The organism is Kitasatospora sp. CMC57 (assembly GCF_045866025.2).
In the GTDB taxonomy this organism is placed as follows: Bacteria; Actinomycetota; Actinomycetes; order Streptomycetales; family Streptomycetaceae; genus Kitasatospora.
In genome coordinates this window covers 6038179-6056688 of the sequence record NZ_AP035881.2, presented here as the reverse complement: position 1 = coordinate 6056688, position 18510 = coordinate 6038179, and the positions used below count along the sequence as shown (strand labels likewise).

Genomic DNA, 18510 nt, shown 5'->3' with positions numbered 1-18510 from the left:
CCTGAGCCGAAGGCCGTCGACCCTGGGCCGAAGGCCGTCAGCCCCGCCCCAGCTCCTCCGCGATGGCCGCCGCGAAGGCGTCGATGTCCGCCTCGGTGGTGTCGAAGGCGGTCATCCAGCGCACCTCGCCGGTCTGCTCGTTCCAGAAGTAGAACCGGTAACGCTTCTGCAGCCGCTCGCTGACCTCGCGCGGGAGCAGCGCGAACACCGCGTTGGCCTGCACCGGCCGGACCAGCTGGACGCCGTCGATGCCCTCGACCGCCGTCGCCAGCCGCTGCGCCATCGCGTTGGAGTGCGAGGCGTTCCGCAGCCAGAGGTCACCGCTCAGCAGGGCCTCGAACTGCACGGACACGAAGCGCATCTTCGAGGCGAGCTGCATCGACATCTTGCGGAGGAACTTGAGGTTCCTGACCTTCTCCGGGTTGAGCACCACCACGGCCTCGCCGAGCAGCAGCCCGTTCTTCGTACCGCCGAACGACAGCACGTCGACCCCGGCGTCCGTGGTGAAGGCGCGCAGCGGCAGCCCGAGCGCGGCGGCGGCGTTGGCGATCCGGGAGCCGTCGAGGTGGACCAGCATGCCGTGCTCGTGGGCGTGGTCGCAGATCGCCTTGATCTCCTCGGCCGTGTAGACCGTGCCCAGTTCGGTGTTCTGGGTGATCGAGACGGCGAGCGGCTGGGCGCGGTGCTCGTCGCCCCAGCCCCAGGCCTGCAGGTCGATCAGCTCGGGGGTGAGCTTGCCGTCGGGGGTGGGGACGGTGAGCAGCTTGAGCCCCGCGATCTTCTCGGGGGCGCCGCACTCGTCCACGTTGATGTGGGCGGACTCGGCGGCGATCACCGCGCCCCAGCGCGGCAGCAGCGCCTGGAGCGCGACCACGTTGGCCCCGGTGCCGTTGAAGACGGGGTACGCGTCGGCGCGCTCGCCGAAGTGCTTGCGGAACACCTCCTGGAGGTGCTCGGTGTACTGGTCCTCGCCGTACGCGACCTGGTGGCCGCCGTTGGCAACCGCGAGCGCGGCCAGGATCTCCGGGTGGACGCCGGCGTAGTTGTCGCTGGCGAAGCCGCGGACGGCGGGGTCGTGCCGCCGGACCGCATCGGTGGTGGCGGGGGCGGTCATCGGGCTGTCAACCACAGGTGCTGTCCGTTCAGTTCTGCTGCGGGGCGGTCCCAGAGGCCCGCCAGGGTGTCGGCCAGGTCGGCGGTGTCGGTGAAGCCGGGGAACTTGGCCTCGGGCTTCTCCGTACGCATCTCGGGGGTGACCAGTGCCTTGATCACCAGGATGGTGGCCGCGGCGGTCGGCACGCCATCCGCCGCGGTGGTCTCCTTCTTGAAGGAGTCGGCCATCGAGAGCGTCCACGCCTCGCTCGCGGCCTTGGCGGCGGCGTACGCGGCGCCGCCCGCGGTGGGCTTGTGGGCGGCCGTGGCGGAGATCATCGCGTACCGTCCGGCGGCGCTGCGGACCAGGGCGGGCTGGAAGGCCAGCGAGGTGTGCTGGAGCGTGCGCACCACCCGGTCGTGCAGCCAGTCCCAGTCGTCGATCCGGCTGTCGAAGAAGGTCTTGCTGCCGCGCCAGCCGCCGACCAGGTGGAAGACGCCGTCGACGTGTCCGTGCTCGGCCTCCAGGTGGTCGGCCCAGTCGTGCACCTCCTGCGGGTCGAGCAGGTCGATGACCTGGCCGCTGACCCGGGAGCCGGGGACCTGGGCGCGGGTGGCGTCCATGACCCCGTCCAGTCGCCGGGCGTCGCTGCCCGCCGCGATCACGGTGGCGCCGTCGGCGGCGAGTCGGCGGAGGACGGCGCGGCCGGCCGCGCCGGTGGCGCCGGCCACCGCGATGACCTTGCCGTCGAGCTGACGGGCGCTCACGCGGCGGCTCCCCGGGAGTCGGCGGAGGCACCGGTGATGCCGGTGGTGGCGGCGATCACGCCGCTGAGCTTCTTGGCCAGGGCCTCGTAGAACATGCTGAGCGGGAACTCGTCCGGCAGCACGGCGTCGCACAGCGCCTTGTTGAGGGCCTTGCCCTCTGCGGTGCCGAGCGGCAGCGCCTCGGGGCCCTTGGCCCAGGTGGAGGCCGGGTGCGGGGTGAGGTAGCGCGAAACCAGCTGGTAGGCGGCGATCCAGTGCGCGGTCTTGGGCCGGTCGATGCCGTCCCGGTACAGGGTCTCGATCTCGCCGCAGAGCGCGTTGGTGACCTCGGCGACCCGGTCCCAGTCGATCGAGAGCCGGTTGTCGCGCCAGCGCAGCGCGTCGTGCTTGTGCAGGTACGCGAAGAGCAGCTGGCCGCCCATGCCGTCATAGTTGCGGACCCGGTCGCCGCTGACCGGGAAGCGGAACATCCGGTCGAACAGGATCGCGTACTGGACGTCGCGGCCCTGGTCGTACCCCTCGGCCTCCAGGCGGACGGCCTCCTTGAAGGCAGTCAGGTCACAGCGGAGCTCCTCCAGGCCGTACATCCAGAACGGGCTGCGCTGCTTAATCATGAACGGGTCGAACGGCAGGTCGCCGTGGCTGTGGGTGCGGTCGTGGATCAGGTCCCAGAGCACGAAGGTCTGCTGCGAGCGCTGCTGGTCGGTGAGCAGCTCGGCCGCGTCGGCCGGGATCTCCAGGCTCAGCTGCTTGACCGCGCTGGTGGTGACGGCGCGGAAGCGGGCGGCCTCGCGGTCGCAGAAGATGCCGCCCCAGGTGAAGCGCTCGGGGGCCTGGCGCACGGCGACGGTCTCAGGGAAGAGCACGGCGGAGTTGGTGTCGTACCCGGCGGTGAAGTCGGTGAAGGTGATCGGCACGAACATCGGGTTGTCGAAGCGGGTGCGCTCCAGCTCGGCCAGCCAGTCCGGCCAGACCACCTTGAGCAGGACGGCTTCGAGGTTGCGGTCCGGGTTCCCGTTCTGGGTGTACATCGGGAAGACCACCAGGTGCTCCAGGCCGTCCTCGCGCTGGTCGGCGGGCTGGAAGGCCAGCAGCGAGTCGAGGAAGTCCGGCTCGCGGTAACCGGTGTCGGCCCACTTGCGCAGATCGGCGAGGACGGCCGTCAGGTAGGCGGTGGAGTGCGGAAAGAGTGGGGTGAGCTCCTCGACCGCGCCGAGCACGGTCTCCACCAGCGGGTCCACGGCGGACCGCTGGACGGTGGAGAGGTCGATGGAACCGTCCTTGGACTGCAGCGGACGCAGGGCCTCGACGGCTTCCTTGAGCCGCAACCAGGCGGGGTGGGCCGCGTGGTCGGCCGGGGTGACTCCGGAGAGTTCGGCCGCCACAGTCAGCCCGGGCGAAAGATTCTGCATCAGAGACCCACTTAGACAGGAGTTATTTCGACAGGACCACCATAGATTCGAAAGGTTCTCCTGTTCAAGGGGGGTCGCAGGGACACTGGCGTGAACGGCGCCGCGTCCGCCATTCGGACACTTGGATGGACGATCTGGACAGTTCCGCCGATGGGGTGCGAACCTCCCGCCATGCTCCCGGCGGTGATCCCCGTGGCGGTCCGCCACCTCGACCTGCTCCGGGTGCCCTCCTGTTGTCGCGCGGACCGTTGTCGCCACCGCCGCTGACACCTCGTCGGGGGCACCGCGGAGTCGGTGCCGTACGCCGACCATGCCCGCTGCCCGGGCACCCCGCCACTGGAGTGCCCCCGTGCGCACCGGGCAGTTCCCTCCAGGCAAAACTCACCTCCTCTGCCCCATGGAGCCCCTCGTGACCACCTTTCCTGGTACGTCCCGTCTCGCCCCGCTCGCCGCCCTGCTGACGGTGGCGGCGCTGCTCACCGCCTGCGCGCCGCAGGAGGAGGGCGGGACCTCCGGTGCGGCGGCGGGCGGCTGCCGACAGGGCGCGCTGGCGACCAAGAAGTCCGGCACGCTGACCGTGGGCACCGACAAGCCCGCGTACGACCCCTGGTTCTCCGAGGACAATCCTTCGAGCGGCAAGGGCTTCGAGTCGGCCGTGGCCTTCGCGGTGGCCGAGCGGCTGGGCTACGACCGGTCGAAGGTGAGCTGGGTGGTCAGCCCGTTCAACAAGGCCTTCGCCCCGGGTGCCAAGGACTTCGACTTCGACATCAACCAGGTGTCGGTCAGCGAGGAGCGCAAGCAGTCGGTCGACTTCTCCTCCGGCTACTACGACGTCCGGCAGGCCGTGGTGGCGCTCAAGGGCTCCAAGGCGGCGGATGCCAAGGGGCTGGCCGACCTCAAGGGCGTCAAGCTCGGCGCGCAGGTCGGCACCACCAGCCTGGCCGCGGTCACCGACCAGATCGGCCCGAGCACCCAGCCCGCCGTCTTCGACGACAACGACCTGGCCAAGGCCGCGCTGAAGAACGGTCAGATCGACGCCCTGGTGCTGGATCTGCCCACGGCCTTCTACATCACCGGCGCCGAGGTGACCGATGCCAAGGTGGTCGGCCAGCTCGCCACCTCCGGCGCAGGCGCCGAGCAGTTCGGCCTGGTGCTGGACAAGGGCAGCGCGCTCACCGCCTGCGTCACCCAGGCCGTGGACGCGCTGCGTGCCGACGGCACGCTGGCCAAGCTGGAGCAGCAGTGGCTCTCCGACGCCGTCTCCGCGCCGGTACTCAAGTGACCACCGGTACCCGCCCGTTGACGAAGGCGTACCAGCCGTCCGAGCGGCGGTTGGCCCGGGAGGCGTTCCGCCGCCGCCGGGCCCGCCGCTCGGTGCTGGTGGCCACCGCGAGCACCGGGCTCACCGCCCTGGTGCTCTACCTGGTGGTGGTCAACTCCCCCGGCTGGGAGCGCACCAGGGAGACCTTCTTCAACGCCCACTACGCCCGGCGGGCGCTGCCCGAGGTGCTCAAGGGCCTGTGGGTCAACCTCACCCTGATGGTGGTCTGCGGGGCATTGATCCTGGTCTTCGGTCTGCTGCTGGCGGTGCTGCGGACGCTGCGCGGCCCGGTGTTCCTGCCGGTCCGGCTGCTGGCGACGGCGTACGTGGACTTCTTCCTCGGCCTGCCGATGATCATCTGCCTGCTCATCATGATCACCGGCGTACCCGCACTGCGGCTGACCGGGGTGACCACCGACCCGCTGGTGCTCGGTGGTGCCGCCCTGGTGCTGACCTACTCGGCGTACGTCTCCGAGGTGTTCCGGGCCGGCATCCAGTCGGTGCACCCCAGCCAGCGGGCGGCGGCCCGTTCGCTCGGGCTGACCCATGCCCAGTCGATGCGGTACGTGGTGCTGCCGCAGGCGGTGCGGCGGGTGGTGCCGCCGCTGCTCAACAACCTGGTCAGCCTGCAGAAGGACACCGGGCTGGTCTCGATCGGCGGCGTGATCGACGCGGTGTTCGCCGCCAAGATCATCACCTCTCGGACCTTCAACTACACGCCCTACCTGGTCGCCGCACTGGTCTTCATCGTGCTCACCATCCCGATGACCCGGTTCACCGACTGGGTCACCCACCGGATGAACCGCCGTCAGCTCCAGGGGGGCGCCGTATGACCGGTGAACTGCCGGGCCCCGAGCCCGTACTCCGCCTGGAGGCGGTCCGGAAGTCGTTCGGCGGCCACCTGGTGCTGCGCGACGTCGACCTGACGGTGCCCGCCCACTCGGTCACCGCTCTGATCGGGGCCTCGGGGTCGGGCAAGTCGACCCTGCTGCGCTGCGCCAACCTGCTGGAGGAGATCGACGACGGCGCGATCTTCCTGGACGGCGAGGAGATCACCGAACCCCGGGCCGACCAGGACGCCGTCCGGCGCCGGATTGGCGTGGTCTTCCAGGCGTACAACCTGTTCCCACACCTGACCGTGCTGCAGAACGTCACGCTCGCGCCCCGCCGGGTGCACCGCAGGGCCAGGGCCGAGGCCGAGGCGCACGCGCTGGAGCTGCTGGACCGCCTCGGGCTGGCGGCCAAGGCCGGCGAGTACCCGGACCGGCTCTCCGGCGGGCAGCAGCAGCGGGTGGCCATCGTCCGGGCGCTGGCCACCGGGCCGCGACTGCTGCTGCTGGACGAGATCACCGCCGCGCTCGACCCCGAGCTGGTCGGCGAAGTTCTTTCGGTGGTAAGGGACTTGAAGGACCAGGGGATGACCATGGTGCTCTCCACCCATGAGATGGGCTTCGCCCGCGAGGTGGCCGACCAGGTCTGCTTCCTGGACGGCGGAGTGGTGCTCGAACAGGGGCCGCCGGAGCAGGTGCTCGGTGATCCGGCCGAGGAGCGGACCAGGCAGTTCCTGAAGCGGATCATCGCCTCCGGACGGCTCGCACCCGGGAGTTGACCGCCCGTCACACCTCCGTGCGCCCCCGTTCGCGCCCTACTGGCACCGGGCCGGATCGGTGATCGTGGACCTTGAGTCCCGGCACACCGGTCTGGAGGGGGCGCCGTGCACGGTCCGGTCCTGGTCAGCTGGCTGCTCGCGGCCCTCGCCGCCGCCTCGGCCGGGTACGGTCTGCACCGGCTGCGGGCGGGCCGGGGCAGCTGCGGGCCCGAGAGCTGGGACTCGGACGCGGCCGAGGCGCTGATGGGCCTCGGAATGGCCGGGATGGTACTCAGGCCCGGCATCGTCTGGGGGTGGCTGTTCGCGTTGCTCGCGCTGGCCCTGCTGATCGGCGCCCTGGCGCCGGGCATCCCCCGGGCCCACCGGCTGCACCACGGCGTCGGAACGCTGGCGATGGCGTACATGGGCCTCTCCCCGGCCGGCCACCACGGCTCGACGGGGCTGCCGGCCGTGACCGGCGCCCTGCTGCTCTACTTCGGCGGGTACACCCTCTGGACGGGCAGCCGGCTGCTCTCCGCCCCCGGCGGCCGGACCGCCGGCGGCCGGGTCACCGTCGCCGGGCCGGCCGACGTCTCCCGCGCCTGCCGGACGGCGATGGGCGTCGGGATGTTCGCGATGCTGCTGACCATGTGAAGCGGCTTCGCGGGCGGTGCGAGCTTGGTCACTGGCGCGGCACAATGCGTTCCTAAGAGACCCGCCGAGCGCGTAGGTTGGACCTACGGCGCACGGTCGCGCCGGTGCCCGCCTGGGGGAGCGCCTGCCATGACGGCTCTGTTCGGTCTGCTGCTGCTCGGCGTTCTGCTGTCCACCGTCGCGCCCCGCCTGCTGGCCCGGGCGTCCTGGGCCGAACGCGAACCCGTCCTGGCGCTCTGCGCCTGGCAGTGCCTGGTGATCGCGGTCCTGCTCTGTTGCCTGCTCAGCCTGCTGCTGGCCTCCTCCGCCGCCCTCCCCGCGCTGCGCGACCTGCTCTTCACCGGCGCCCCGCACGGCGTCGAGGCGGCGTACGGCCTGGCGGGCTCCGAGGGCTGGGGCCGGCTGGCCGCCGCGCTGCTCGCGGCCGGCGGGGTCTGGACCGCCTGGTCGCTCGGCCGGGAGGTGCTGGCGGCCCGTGCGCTGCGCGACCGCCGCTTCGCCGAACTCTCCGATCGGGCCCCGGAGTTGCCGGGCGGCCTGGCGCTCCCCCGGCGGACCGGCGAGCAGCTGGTGGTGCTGGAGAACGTCCGCCCCGAAGCCTGGTCGCTGCCCGGCCCTGGCGCCCGTCTGGTGGTCACCACGGGCGCGCTGCAACAGTTGAGCGACCGTGAGCTGGCGGCGGTGCTCAGCCACGAGCGGGGGCACGTCCGGGCCAGGCACCACTGGCTGGCGCAGTCCGCGCAGGCGCTGGCCAGCGGCTTCCCCGGCGTGGGTGTGTTCAGCGCGTTCCGGGACCAGGTGGGCGAGTTGGTGGAGCTGGCGGCCGACGACCGGGCCGCCCGGCGGCACGGGCGGGTGACCACGGCGCTGGCCCTGGTCGAGATCAACAACGGCCGCGGGGTCTTCGGCTCCTGCCCGCCGCAGCAGCTGGCACAGTCCCCGCACCGGGTGGACCGGCTGCTGCTCGGGGCACCCCGGCTGCCCGTCCATCACCGGCTGCGGCTCACCCTGGCGGCACTCGCCACACCGACCGCGGCCGTACTGCTCGCCGTGGCACCCGGCCTGCACGCGCTGCTCTGACGAGGGCCGGCTACTCGGCGGCGCAGCCGGGACCGGACAGCGTCCGCGCGAGCACCTCGCGGTGCACCGGACGCGCCTCGAGGTACCGCTGCCGCCCGGACTCCGTGAGCGTCACGAAGATGCCGCGGCGGTCCGCCGCGCACATCGCCCGCTCGACCAGCCCGGCCTTCTCCAGCCGCCCGATCAGCCGGGACAACGCGCTCTGGCTCAGGTGCACCTGGTGCGCGAGGTCCTGGACGCGGAGCTTGCCGTGCTCGAGCGCCTGCTCGTCCTCGAAGAGCCGCTCCAGCACCTCGAACTCACTCATGCCCAGACCGTTCAGCTCACCGAGCTCACGGTCCATGGCGCACGCGGTGGCCGCGTGACGGGCCAACAACTCCCGCCAGCCTGCGACCAGGGCCGCCTCGTCGGCGGCGACATCGAGTTCTGACACGTGCCCGAGGTTAGCATGCCTCGGCACTTAGTGCGAGTGCATTTTATTTACTTGCATTGGTTGCACATGCATGTACTGTCTTCCCCGTGACCACAACCCGAGAGCCTTCGGCAACCAGCTTTCCCGCCAGCCCTTCTGACGCCTCGTCCGTCCACGGTGACCACACGTGGAGCCCCCGCCTCTGGGGCACCCTGATCGTCCTCTGCGCCGCCCTGTTCCTCGATGCCCTCGACGTCTCGATGGTCGGCGTCGCCCTGCCCTCGATCGGTGACGACCTGCACCTCTCCACCTCCACCCTCCAGTGGGTGGTCAGTGGCTACGTCCTCGGCTACGGCGGCCTGCTGCTGCTCGGAGGCCGGGCGGCCGACCTGCTCGGAGGCCGGGCGGCCGACCTGCTCGGACGCCGCGAGGTCTTCCTGATCGCCCTCGCCGTCTTCGCCGCCGCCTCGCTGCTGGGCGGCCTGGTCGACGACGGCGGCCTGCTGATCGCGGCCCGCTTCGTCAAGGGGGTGGCGGCCGCCTTCACCGCTCCGGCCGGTCTCTCCATCATCACCACCACCTTCGCCGAGGGCCCGGCCCGCAACCGCGCCCTGAGCATCTACACCGTCACCGGCGCGAGCGGCTTCTCCCTCGGCCTGGTGCTGAGCGGCCTGCTCACCTCGGCCGGCTGGCGCTTCACCTTCCTGATGCCCGTCCCGGTCGCGCTGATCGCGCTGGTCTTCGCGTTCCGCCTGCTGCCCCGTCAGCCCCGCCCCGAGCGCGGCACCGGCGGGTACGACATCGCGGGCGCGATCACCGGCACCGGCTCGCTCCTGCTGCTGGTCTTCACCGTCACCGAGGCGCAGAGCGCCGGCTGGGCGAGCGCCCGGACCATCCTGTCGCTGGTCGTGGTGGCCGCCCTGGCCGCCGCCTTCCTGGTGATCGAGCAGCGCACCGCGCACCCGCTGGTCCGGCTCGGCATCTTCCGCAACGGCGGGGTGGCCCGGGCCAACCTGACCGCACTCGCGCTGTTCGGCAGCTACGCCGGCTTCCAGTTCGTCGCCACCCTCTACCTGCAGCGCCTGCTCGGCTGGTCCGCACTGGAGATGGCGCTGGCCTTCCTGCCCGCCGGTGCGCTGGTCGCCCTGTCGGCCACCAAGATGGGCGCCATCGTGGACCGGTTCGGCACCGGGCGGCTGATGCTGGGCGGCGTGCTCTCGCTGACCCTCGGCTACGCGCTCTTCCTCCGGCTGGACGAGCACAGCAGCTTCGTCGGCCTGGTGCTGCCGAGCATGATCCTGCTCGGCATCGGCTTCGCGCTGGGCTTCCCCTCCGTCAACATCGCCGCCACGAACGGCGTCTCGGACGACGAGCAGGGCTTGGCCTCCGGGCTGGTGAACACCGCCTTCCAGGTCGGCAGCGCCCTGGTGCTGGCCGCCGCGACCGCGGTCATCACCGCGGGCAGCAACGGCGGGCAGAGCCCTGCCGCACAACTGGACGGCTACCGCCCGGCGCTGCTGGTGATCACCGGGATCTCCCTCGTCGCCTTCCTGGTCACCGCGGTGGGCGTGGCCGTGGAGCGCACCGGGAAGCAGCCGGCGGCGGTCCCCGACTACGACTACTCCGCGACCGCCGTCGGCGCCAACGCCGAGGCCCTGTCGCAGCACTGACGCCACGTCAGCGCGGAGGCCGGCTCCACCAAACCCCCGTGTTGGTGGAGCCGGCCTCCGTCTCCGTACTCGGGTACCCCAGAGGGAACCCGTACCGGCCCTGCCAGTATATTGGCCAGGAGCCAGTCAACGTACGGAGCAGACACGATGGCACCTCGCGGGGAATCGGTCAACGAGGAAATGCGCCAACGCTCCCGACTCCGCATCATGCGGGCCACGGTCGAACTGGTCGACCAGCACGGATACGCCGGGACCACACTGGGCGACATAGCCGAGTGCGCGGGGCTCGCCCGGGGCCTGCTGTCGTACTACTTCGAGAGCAAACGACTGCTGATGCAGGCGGCCACGCACCGGATGATGCACCTGGCACTCAGCGGGGCGCTGGCCGAACTGCCGGACGGGAGCGACCCGGACGCCCGGCTGGCCAGGGCGATCGACGCGGTGCTCGGGCTGGCGCTCGACCACCCCCGGGTGATGCGCTCGCACCTGGCGCTGATCCTCGACCCTGACGTCGGTGCCTTCGTCAAGGACCCGGAGCAGCGGCAGTTGGGCGCGATCCTGCAGGACCTGCTGCAGGCGTGGGGTGCGGCCGATCCGGCCGCCGAGCACGCGGTGCTGCGCAGTGCGCTGATGGGCGGTTGCATCGGACTGCTGCTGCCCGGCGCCTCGGTCTCACTGCCGCCGATCAGGGCCGACCTGTTCTTCCGCTACGGCCTGGCCTGGGAGCTGGGTGTGCCGCCGCAGCCGGTCGCACCGCCGCGCTGGCAGCCGCCGGTCAGGACCGCGGGGGTCAGGTGACGCCGGGTCAGTTCCCGGCCAGGATCCTGGTGAGCAGGTCCTTGGTCTGCTCCGGGGTGAGGCTGTCGACGCAGAGCCGCTCCATCACCTGGACGTAGGCGTCGACGTCATCGCGCTTGTCGAGGTAGAGCGCACTGGTGAGCTGCTCCAGGTAGACCACGTCGGCCAGGTCCTGTTCGGGGAAGCGCAGGATCGAGAACGCGCCGCTCTCCCCGGCGTGCGCCCCGAACCGGAACGGCATCACCTGGATCACCACGTTGGCCTGCTCCGAGACGTCGAGCAGGTACTGCACCTGGGCCCGCATCACCTTCGGGCCGCCGACCGGGCGGCGCAGCGCCGCCTCGTCGATGACCGCCCACAGCCTCGGGCTCGGCCCTTCGGCGAGCAGCTTCTGCCGCCGCAGCCGCAGGCTGAGCCGCCGCTCCAGCTCCGCGTCGGAGATGACCGGGCGGGTCTGCCCGAAGACCGCGCGGGCGTACTCCTCGCACTGCAGCAGGCCGGGGATGAACTGCACCTCGTAGGTGCGGATCTGGGCGGCGGCCTCCTCCAGACCCACGTAGGTCTGGAACCAGCCGGGCAGCACGTCGTTGAAGCTGTGCCACCAGCCGGACTTGTTGGCCTCCCGGACCAGCCCGAGCAGCGCCTCGCGCTCGCCGCCGTCGTCCACGCCGTACAGGCTGAGGAGGTCGGCGACGTCACGCTCCTTGAAGGAGACCCGGCCGAGTTCCATCCGGCTGATCTTCGACTCCGAGGCGCGGATCTGGTACCCGGCGTCCTCCCGGGTGATGCCGCGGGACTCGCGGAGGCGACGGAGCTGAGAACCGAGCAGAATACGGCGCACCATCGAACCGCCGCCGGGCTGAGCTGTGGTGGTCATGCCGTAAACCTCCGCCGTGGGCAAACAGCGCACAGTCTGCCATCAGTTGGGCGCTCTGGGTGCCGGTACCGACGGAACGATCTTCCGGTTCTCCGCCTCAGACCCCATCATGCACGTGCATCCGACGCTTGCATATGCCAAAAGTACGACTGCACGTGAATCGACTCTTGCATCCGCAGTGTGCGCAGAGGACCATGGTGCACGTGCACCTGCACGCCCCTGGCACCCTTGCGGGTACCGCGTCGAACCCATACGCGTTCCCGCACACGTATCCGGCCGCGCCCCCGCGCGGCCGGTTCTCCGTGTGCGCGTCTGGTCGGTCGAGGCGGTGGCCGTACGGCCTAGCGAGTCGGAGGTGACCGGCATGACCCCGGCGGGTCCAGCCGTGTCCGCCCCCTTATGGGAGGAGCTCTTCATGAGCACCGGTACGGCCATCGCGGTCGACCCCCACGTGGTCACCTGCACGCTCGCTCCCCGCTTCGAAGCCGTCAGAACCGCCCGGGAGTTCGCCCGGTCGACGCTGCACGGCTGGGGCCTGGGCGCACTCTTCGACGATGTCGCGCTGGTCGCCTCCGAGTTGGTGACCAACGCCCTCCGGCACGCGCTGGAGAACCGCTGCGACGCCGCGGCGGCCGAGCCGGCCCGAATACTCGCCGAGGCGGTCAGGCCGGGCGAGACGGTCCGACTGCCGGCCCAGCCCGGACCGGACCGGACCGTCGAGCCCCACCTGCCGATCCGGATCAGCCTGGTCCACCGCTCCCCGCAGCTGGTCTGCGCGGTGAGCGACCCGAGCACCCGGGGTCCGGTGGCCAGGGAGCCCGACTTCGTCGCTGAGTCCGGGCGGGGGCTGCACCTGGTGGACTCGTTCAGCCGGGCCTGGGGCTGGCACCCGCTGGCCGGCGCGGGGAAGGTCGTCTGGGCGGTCTTCGAGGCGGAGAACGCCGAGGCCGCGGGGCGCCACCGACGCTCCGCCTGAGGCCCTCCCCGGGGGAAGACATGACGAAGGCCGTCGCGGTGATTTCCACGACGGCCTTTGATGCACCCCCCGGGTGACGCCGGATCAACCGGCCAGGTGGTCGAACTCCCCGTCCTTGGCACCGAGCAGCAGGGCGGTGATCTCCGCCCGGGTGTAGATGAGCGCCGGCCCCTCCGGGAACCGGGAGTTGCGCATCGCGACGTCGCCGCCGGGAAGCGCCGCGAACTCCACGCAGTTTCCCTGGGAATTGCTGTGCCGGCTCTTCTGCCAGACCACGTCTTCGAGGTCCGCAGCCGCCATGCCGTTGTACGTGTTCTGCATTCGAATTCTCCCCGACGTGCCTGGCGTTCGCCTCACTTGACGTGATGATAGCTCCAGTGCACGTGCATCAGCACGGGTGTCTGCGCGTGCACCGAATGGGCATCATCCCTCCACCCGCCATGCTGAACGGCCGAGTTGACTTCACGTATGCGGACAAAGCCGAGCGATTCGTGGACATACCGATGACTGCCCGTACTCGAACTCCACCGGGTTGTCGATCTTGGCCGGCTCGCCCGCCCGTCTCACGGATCGTCACTCCGTTCGGACTGTGACGCCGATCACCGTCCGGAGAGCGGGCCGACTGTGGGACGGTGCGTCCGATGTCCTACGATCTCCGCCATGAGCACAGCAGCCATCCCGGGCGCGCCACTGCCCGTCCGCACCCCAGGCTCCCGTGCGCGGGGGCGCCACCGCCGTCCCGAGCGGCCGGAGATCCCGGCGGGTTCGCCGTCGTTGGTGCTGGCCGTCCCGGCCGCCGCCGGACCGGAGTCCCGCCCCGTGGTCGAGGAACTCCTCTCGATCGTCCGGGGTGAGCAGCCGGGCATCGAGGCGGCCGCCGCGTACCTGGGAAGCACCGACCCGGAGTACCCGACCATCGCCGGGCTGCTGGCGCAGGCCGCCGAGGCCGGGCTCCCCGCGCCCGTCGTGGTGCCCCTGCTGCCCGGCCCGCACGGCTCCCTGACGGAGCTGCACCGCCTGGCCGCCGAGACCGGCGCCATCGTCACCGACGTGCTGGGCCCGCACCCGCTGCTGGCCGAGGCCGTCCACGTCCGGCTCTCCGAGGCCGGGCTCGCCCGGGCCGACCGGGCCCGCCTGTTCGCGATCGCCACGGCTGCGGACGGCGTCGTCCTCACCACCGCCGGCGGCGAGGAGGCGGCTGCCGCCGCCGGGATCACCGGAGTGCTGCTGGCTGCGCGGCTCGCGGTGCCGGTCGTGCCCGCCGCCCTGGACGTGCCCGGTTCGGTGCTGGCCGCCGTCGAGCACCTCCGCGCCACCGGGTCGGTCCGGCCCGCGCTGGCCCCGCTGGTGATTGGCCCCGAGGCCGACCCCGAGCTGCTGGCCACGGCGGCGGAGGAGACCGGCTGCCCGGGGGCGGCCCCGCTCGGCGCCTACGCGGCGCTCGGGCAGCTGATCGCTTCGGCGTACCTCTCCGCTCTGGAGATCGCGCTCGCCGACGAGGCGTAGCCGTCTTCGCGGGGTCCTGAGCTTGCACTGCCAGGGGCCCGGGGAACGACGACGACATCGAGGTCGCCGTTCCCCGAGCCCTTCCGCTCAGGTGAGGCGCGCCGTGCGGGCCGCCGCGTCGTGCAAGGTCACCTGTGGGGTCGTGACCGGGCGCGGGCCCGGGGTGGCGGTGGTGGGGGTGCGGCTGTTGTCGCGGTGGACCTCGACGGCCTGGGACTGGCCGGCCCGTCGGAGGACGATCCGCTTGGGTTCGGGCAGGGCGGGGTCGAACCAGAGGTCGGCGCCGCCGAACTCGCAGTCGAGCACCGCGACGTCCTCAGGCGCCCCGCCGTCCACCGCGCGGAACGCGACGCCCGCCTTCCGATAGCCCATCAGCCGACTGCGGGTCACCAGGACGGTCTCGCCCGGCAGTTGGTGGTGCATGGTGGAGACCGCGAAATCCGACTGGCCGGCCCCGTCGATCAGCAGGCCGTCCAGCACCGTGCCCTTGTCCCGGCCGAGGGCGTGCAGCGCCACTCCCCCGCCCGCGTTGCCGTACAGGACGCTGCCGGTGTAGTCGAAGTCGTTCAGGTAGGCGCCGTGCTCGATGCCCCATCCTCCGTTGTGGTAGGCCACGAACTGGCCGACCGCATGGTGGTGTTGGGCGTTGAGCCAGACGAAGATGCCGTTCTCCAGGTTGTTGTGCGCCAGGCAGCGTTCGAAGGTCCAGACGCCCTCACTGGTCTCCGGCCAGTGGTAGCCGGAGGCACCGTTCGCACCCTGCACGCCCACCGCCACGCAGTCCCTGGCCACACCGCCGGTACCCGCGCCGAGACTGAACCCGGTGAGCCGGTAGCCGCGCGGGTTGGGGTCGTAGAGCGTCCGGGAGGCAACGCAGGAGTCGTACGTGATGTCGTCGGACGGGCCCTGCGGCGTCCTGGTGTCCAGCGGCCCGTCCCACCAGTAGGCGTCCTCCCGGGTCTGGTGGCTGATGCAGCTGCGGAAGGTGATGCCGTGGCTGGCGTGCGGGACGAACGCGTGGCTGCCGGTGTCGCGGACCACGACTCCCTCGACCACGGTGCCCCGGCTGGTGTCGCCGAGCATGTGGAAGTGCAGCCCGTACCGGCCGAGCACCGGCTCGGTGAGCGGCTTGCCGTTCCACTGGTCCTTGCCGGGCGCTCGAGGGCCCAGCCAGCGCAGGGCGGCATGCCGGACGTCGGACGGGCGTGAGCTGGTCAGGTGGACGTGGGCGCGGCCGTTCTCGGTGCCCTCGATTCGGACATTACGGGTCAAATTCAGCACCTCGGCCCCGACGGTGACACCCCCTCCGGTCGCCACCCGGGGGTGCGGGTGCCTGAGCGGGCCGTCCAGGGTCACCGCGCTGCCGCTGATAGCGGCGATGGTCCGCAGGTCGTACCGCTCGGAGAAGCCGTCGGCGTCCGGCGCGCCGGTCGGGGTGATGGCGAGCTCGTCGCCCGGGCGCCAGCCGGTCGGTGCGGTGGTGAGGGTGACCGTGGTGGCGCCGGCCTCGAGTGCGCCGGCCGCGCGCACCCAGGCCGTCCTGGCGGCGCCGTCCAGCCGCAGGTAGCCCGCTCCGGTGACCCAGAGGCCGGTGTCGGACGGCACCAACGTCATCCCGCCGCCCTGAAAGCGGCGTTCGTCCACATTCGGGAAGCGCAGGGTGTGCAGGGCGGCGTCGGCCGGGGCCAGCGTCAGGCTGCCCTTCACCTCGACGTTGCCCGCCGAACTGAGCACCACCGATCGGTCGGCCGCGAAGGTCAGCGAACCGGAAGCTTCGATCACCAACGAACCAACGGTCACATCACCGTCCAGCACCACGTGGTCGGCGATCCGAACGGCTGCGGTGGGATTCGGCAGCGCGCCGCCCCATCCGGCCGGATCGGACCACGGCCGGGGCGGCGCGCTCGGCTCCGGGGAGGGCGACGGCGAGGCGGACGCCGGGGAGGACGGCGACTGCCCGTCGTGCGCATGGGACGCCTCCGGAGGAGGTGGCGGCAGAGCCGAGGCGCCGTCAGGGGCGTCGGCGGTGCGCCGGACCAGCTCCTCCACCCCGATCGCGGCGACCACCGTGCCGGCCGCGATCCAGCCGAGTACCTTCCTGCGCCCGGCCGTTGCCGAGTCGTTATCTTCCGGCACCGGTCCGGGTCCCTTCGCGTGCCGCATGGTGCCGCGTACCCCTCCCCCGGGCCGCATCCGCGGCCGCCTCGCCTGAAGCATAGGCAAGTCCCTTGAGTGGCAAGGGCTTTGATCAGATTCGATCGAAATCCGTCAGCGGAACGACAGCTTCCGGTTCATGGAGGTTCCGTAAAGAAACCTTGATCAGCCTCACACAGGTTTGCGGTTTCAACTTGAGTCTGCCTACCGTGCTCCCCTGTTCGTGGCCACACGGACCCAGTTCACCCGGAACGCCGAGTCCTGCCACCGGGTGAACAGGCAGCGCAGCAAAGCACCATGGCAGGGGCGGGGGAACCACAGGTAAGTCGCCTGCGATTGGTCCGATTCGACCGATTTCAGGCTTGGGGTGAAGTCGTGCTCACACACGACCGGGCAACTCCAGCCCGAATCCGACAGCTCACCTCGCAGGCGTGGGAGAGGAACGCATCTTCATGCTGTCCAGCAGCGCGTCCAAGCGCACCCGCCGTCTGATCGCCGCGACCGGCGTGGTCGGCATCGGCCTCTCGGTCCCGTGCTTCACGGCCGGCTCCGCCTCCGCCGCCTCCGTCTCCACCTGGGACAAGGTCGCCCAGTGCGAGTCCACCGGCGACTGGAGCATCAACACCGGCAACGGCTTCTACGGCGGCCTCCAGTTCACCTCCAGCACCTGGGCCGCGTTCGGTGGCAAGCAGTACGCCGCGCAGGCCAACCAGGCCTCCAAGGGCCAGCAGATCGCGATAGCCGAGAAGGTGCTCGCCTCCCAGGGCCCCGGCGCCTGGCCGGTCTGCTCCGTCAAGGCCGGTCTGACCAAGGGCGGCGGCGCTCCTCAGATCGACACCTCGGCGACCACCCCCAAGGCCGCCACCCCGAAGGCGGCCGCCCCCCAGGCCGCCCCGGCCCCCCAGGCCGCCCCGGCCCCGAAGGCCGCCACCCCGGCGCCGAAGGCGGCCGAGCAGCAGACCACCACCACGACCACCGCGGCCAAGTCCTACACCGTGGTCGCCGGTGACTGGCTCTCCACCATCGCGCAGAGCCAGCACGTCGAGGGCGGCTGGGAGAAGCTCTACGAGCTCAACAAGGCGATCCTGCCCGAGGGCCCGGACACGATCTACCCGGGCCAGAAGCTGGCGCTCGGTGGCACCACCACGGTGCTCACCAGCGCGCCGAAGCCGACCGCCCCGGTGCCGGCTCCGTCCTCGACCGGCACCGGCACCGGCACCCGGACCGCCAAGAGCACCAAGGCCGCGTCCGGCGCCGCCGTCACCACCACGGTGGCGGCGACCGGCAGCAAGGCCGCCGCGGTCAACTTCGCGCTGTCCAAGGTCGGCCAGGCGTACGTCTACGGCGGCAGCAGCAACGGCGGTTGGGACTGCTCGGGTCTGACCCAGGCGGCCTTCCGTCAGGCCGGGATCTCCCTGCCCCGGATCGCCAACGACCAGGCGGACGCCAGCACCCGGGTCTCGCTGGACCGCCTCCAGGCCGGCGACCTGCTGTTCTGGTCGAGCAACGGCAGCAACTCGGGCGTCTACCACGTCGCCATGTACATCGGTGACGGCAAGTACGTCGAGGCCGCCAACCCGCGCTCGGGCGTGCGGACCGAGTCCATCGCCAACTGGGCGCCGGACTTCGCCGGTCGCGTCTGACCCGCTCGCCGCTGCCCCCGGAGACCTGGTCGGCTCCGGGGACAGCGGCGTGCGCGCGGCGATTATCCTTACCGGTGATGTGCGCCTTCGCTCCGTTGGTCATGTCGCGGAGGTACCCAACGACGAGCGAGGACCGGCCATGACCGAGCAGCCCACCGCGACCCAGCGGATCGCCGAGACCATCCGGCCCGCGATGCTCCAGGGCCTGCAGAACGCCGACCTCGGTGGGCCCTCCGGCACCCAGCACATCAACGCGTGGGCGGACTGGATCGCCGAAGCGGTCTTCCACACCGTGGTCCAGCCGCTCGCCGCCGAACGCGACGCCTTCGCCGACCGGGTCGACACCCTCAGCGAGATCGCCAAGCGGCACAAGACCGACTACCTGGACGCCGTCCAGGACGTCCAGCGCCTGACCGCCCGGGTCACCGAGCTGGAGGCCGAACTCGCGGCGCTGCGCGAGCCGTCGGCCGAACCGCCGACTGAGCTGCCGACCGTGCCGACGGCCGACTGAAACCTCGCCGCCCCTGCCCCGGCGGCTCTATGCTGCGGCGGTATCCCG

The 18510-nt window shown here is 71.5% G+C and carries 18 protein-coding genes and 1 riboswitch; of the genes, 11 read left to right on the top strand and 7 right to left on the bottom strand.

Going from position 1 to position 18510, the window contains the following annotated elements; translation table 11 throughout:
• Positions 1-37: 37 nt before the first annotated feature.
• From ACKUU6_RS27165 to ACKUU6_RS27155, 3 genes are read right to left on the bottom strand one after another with little or no spacing between them, the layout of a single operon-like run.
• Complete coding sequence (locus tag ACKUU6_RS27165) at positions 38-1114, bottom strand: threonine aldolase family protein (RefSeq protein ID WP_407991201.1); 1077 nt, start codon at positions 1112-1114, stop codon at positions 38-40.
• Positions 1111-1860 (bottom strand): SDR family NAD(P)-dependent oxidoreductase, encoded by a 750-nt coding sequence (locus ACKUU6_RS27160; RefSeq protein ID WP_407991200.1) that lies wholly within the window; start codon positions 1858-1860, stop codon positions 1111-1113. Before ACKUU6_RS27160 ends, ACKUU6_RS27165 begins: the two co-directional genes overlap by 4 nt.
• Positions 1857-3272, bottom strand: a complete 1416-nt coding sequence (locus tag ACKUU6_RS27155; protein ID WP_407991199.1) for a DUF6421 family protein — start codon at positions 3270-3272, stop codon at positions 1857-1859. Before ACKUU6_RS27155 ends, ACKUU6_RS27160 begins: the two co-directional genes overlap by 4 nt.
• A 397-nt stretch (positions 3273-3669) precedes the next feature.
• Here ACKUU6_RS27155 and ACKUU6_RS27150 point away from each other — a divergent pair, with 397 nt between their 5' ends.
• The 5 genes from ACKUU6_RS27150 to ACKUU6_RS27130 all read left to right on the top strand — a co-directional run bounded on the left by ACKUU6_RS27150 (position 3670) and on the right by ACKUU6_RS27130 (position 7915).
• Positions 3670-4554, top strand: a complete 885-nt coding sequence (locus tag ACKUU6_RS27150) for an ABC transporter substrate-binding protein (protein ID WP_407991198.1) — start codon at positions 3670-3672, stop codon at positions 4552-4554.
• Positions 4551-5426 (top strand): amino acid ABC transporter permease, encoded by an 876-nt coding sequence (locus tag ACKUU6_RS27145; RefSeq protein WP_407991197.1) that lies wholly within the window; start codon positions 4551-4553, stop codon positions 5424-5426. The genes ACKUU6_RS27150 and ACKUU6_RS27145 overlap by 4 nt, the downstream gene beginning before the upstream one ends.
• Positions 5423-6202, top strand: coding sequence for an amino acid ABC transporter ATP-binding protein (locus tag ACKUU6_RS27140; protein WP_407991196.1), 780 nt, complete (start codon positions 5423-5425; stop codon positions 6200-6202). Before ACKUU6_RS27145 ends, ACKUU6_RS27140 begins: the two co-directional genes overlap by 4 nt.
• Positions 6203-6307: 105 nt before the next feature.
• Positions 6308-6835, top strand: coding sequence for a DUF5134 domain-containing protein (locus tag ACKUU6_RS27135; RefSeq protein WP_407991195.1), 528 nt, complete (start codon positions 6308-6310; stop codon positions 6833-6835).
• 129 nt (positions 6836-6964) lie between these two features.
• Positions 6965-7915, top strand: coding sequence for a M56 family metallopeptidase (locus ACKUU6_RS27130; protein ID WP_407991194.1), 951 nt, complete (start codon positions 6965-6967; stop codon positions 7913-7915).
• Positions 7916-7925: 10 nt separating this feature from the next.
• Here ACKUU6_RS27130 and ACKUU6_RS27125 read toward each other — a convergent pair whose 3' ends face one another.
• A complete protein-coding gene (locus ACKUU6_RS27125; protein WP_407991193.1) occupies positions 7926-8348 on the bottom strand; it encodes a MarR family winged helix-turn-helix transcriptional regulator in 423 nt (140 codons plus the stop codon).
• An 86-nt stretch (positions 8349-8434) separates the two neighbouring features.
• Between ACKUU6_RS27125 and ACKUU6_RS27120 the strand changes: the two genes are divergently transcribed.
• Both ACKUU6_RS27120 and ACKUU6_RS27115 read left to right on the top strand, forming a co-directional pair.
• Positions 8435-9997, top strand: coding sequence for an MFS transporter (locus ACKUU6_RS27120; RefSeq protein WP_407991192.1), 1563 nt, complete (start codon positions 8435-8437; stop codon positions 9995-9997).
• A gap of 147 nt (positions 9998-10144) precedes the next feature.
• Entirely contained in the window at positions 10145-10795 is a 651-nt protein-coding gene (locus ACKUU6_RS27115) for a TetR/AcrR family transcriptional regulator (protein WP_407991191.1), read from the top strand.
• Between the two features lie 7 nt (positions 10796-10802).
• Here ACKUU6_RS27115 and ACKUU6_RS27110 read toward each other — a convergent pair whose 3' ends face one another.
• The gene (locus tag ACKUU6_RS27110; protein ID WP_407991190.1) at positions 10803-11672 is read right to left on the bottom strand and encodes a helix-turn-helix domain-containing protein; all 870 of its coding nucleotides are present in this window, start codon (positions 11670-11672) and stop codon (positions 10803-10805) included.
• A 415-nt stretch (positions 11673-12087) separates the two neighbouring features.
• Here ACKUU6_RS27110 and ACKUU6_RS27105 point away from each other — a divergent pair, with 415 nt between their 5' ends.
• Positions 12088-12648 (top strand): ATP-binding protein, encoded by a 561-nt coding sequence (locus ACKUU6_RS27105; protein WP_407991189.1) that lies wholly within the window; start codon positions 12088-12090, stop codon positions 12646-12648.
• Positions 12649-12732: 84 nt separating this feature from the next.
• Here the strand turns inward: ACKUU6_RS27105 and ACKUU6_RS27100 are convergent, their stop codons facing one another.
• Positions 12733-12969, bottom strand: a complete 237-nt coding sequence (locus ACKUU6_RS27100; protein WP_407991188.1) for a DUF397 domain-containing protein — start codon at positions 12967-12969, stop codon at positions 12733-12735.
• A 339-nt stretch (positions 12970-13308) separates the two neighbouring features.
• On the opposite strand from ACKUU6_RS27100, the gene ACKUU6_RS27095 reads away from it, so the two are divergent.
• On the top strand, positions 13309-14154 hold the full coding sequence (locus ACKUU6_RS27095; protein ID WP_407991187.1) for a sirohydrochlorin chelatase: 846 nt from the start codon (positions 13309-13311) through the stop codon (positions 14152-14154).
• 87 nt (positions 14155-14241) lie between these two features.
• On the opposite strand, the gene ACKUU6_RS27090 is transcribed toward ACKUU6_RS27095, so the two are convergent.
• The gene (locus tag ACKUU6_RS27090) at positions 14242-16290 is read right to left on the bottom strand and encodes a hypothetical protein (RefSeq protein ID WP_407991185.1); all 2049 of its coding nucleotides are present in this window, start codon (positions 16288-16290) and stop codon (positions 14242-14244) included.
• Positions 16291-16550: 260 nt separating this feature from the next.
• Positions 16551-16753, top strand: a riboswitch (cyclic di-AMP (ydaO/yuaA leader).
• A gap of 7 nt (positions 16754-16760) precedes the next feature.
• Between ACKUU6_RS27090 and ACKUU6_RS27085 the strand changes: the two genes are divergently transcribed.
• Both ACKUU6_RS27085 and ACKUU6_RS27080 read left to right on the top strand, forming a co-directional pair.
• A complete protein-coding gene (locus ACKUU6_RS27085) occupies positions 16761-17951 on the top strand; it encodes a transglycosylase family protein (protein WP_407991184.1) in 1191 nt (396 codons plus the stop codon).
• A gap of 139 nt (positions 17952-18090) precedes the next feature.
• Complete coding sequence (locus tag ACKUU6_RS27080; RefSeq protein WP_407991183.1) at positions 18091-18462, top strand: hypothetical protein; 372 nt, start codon at positions 18091-18093, stop codon at positions 18460-18462.
• Positions 18463-18510: the final 48 nt, after the last annotated feature.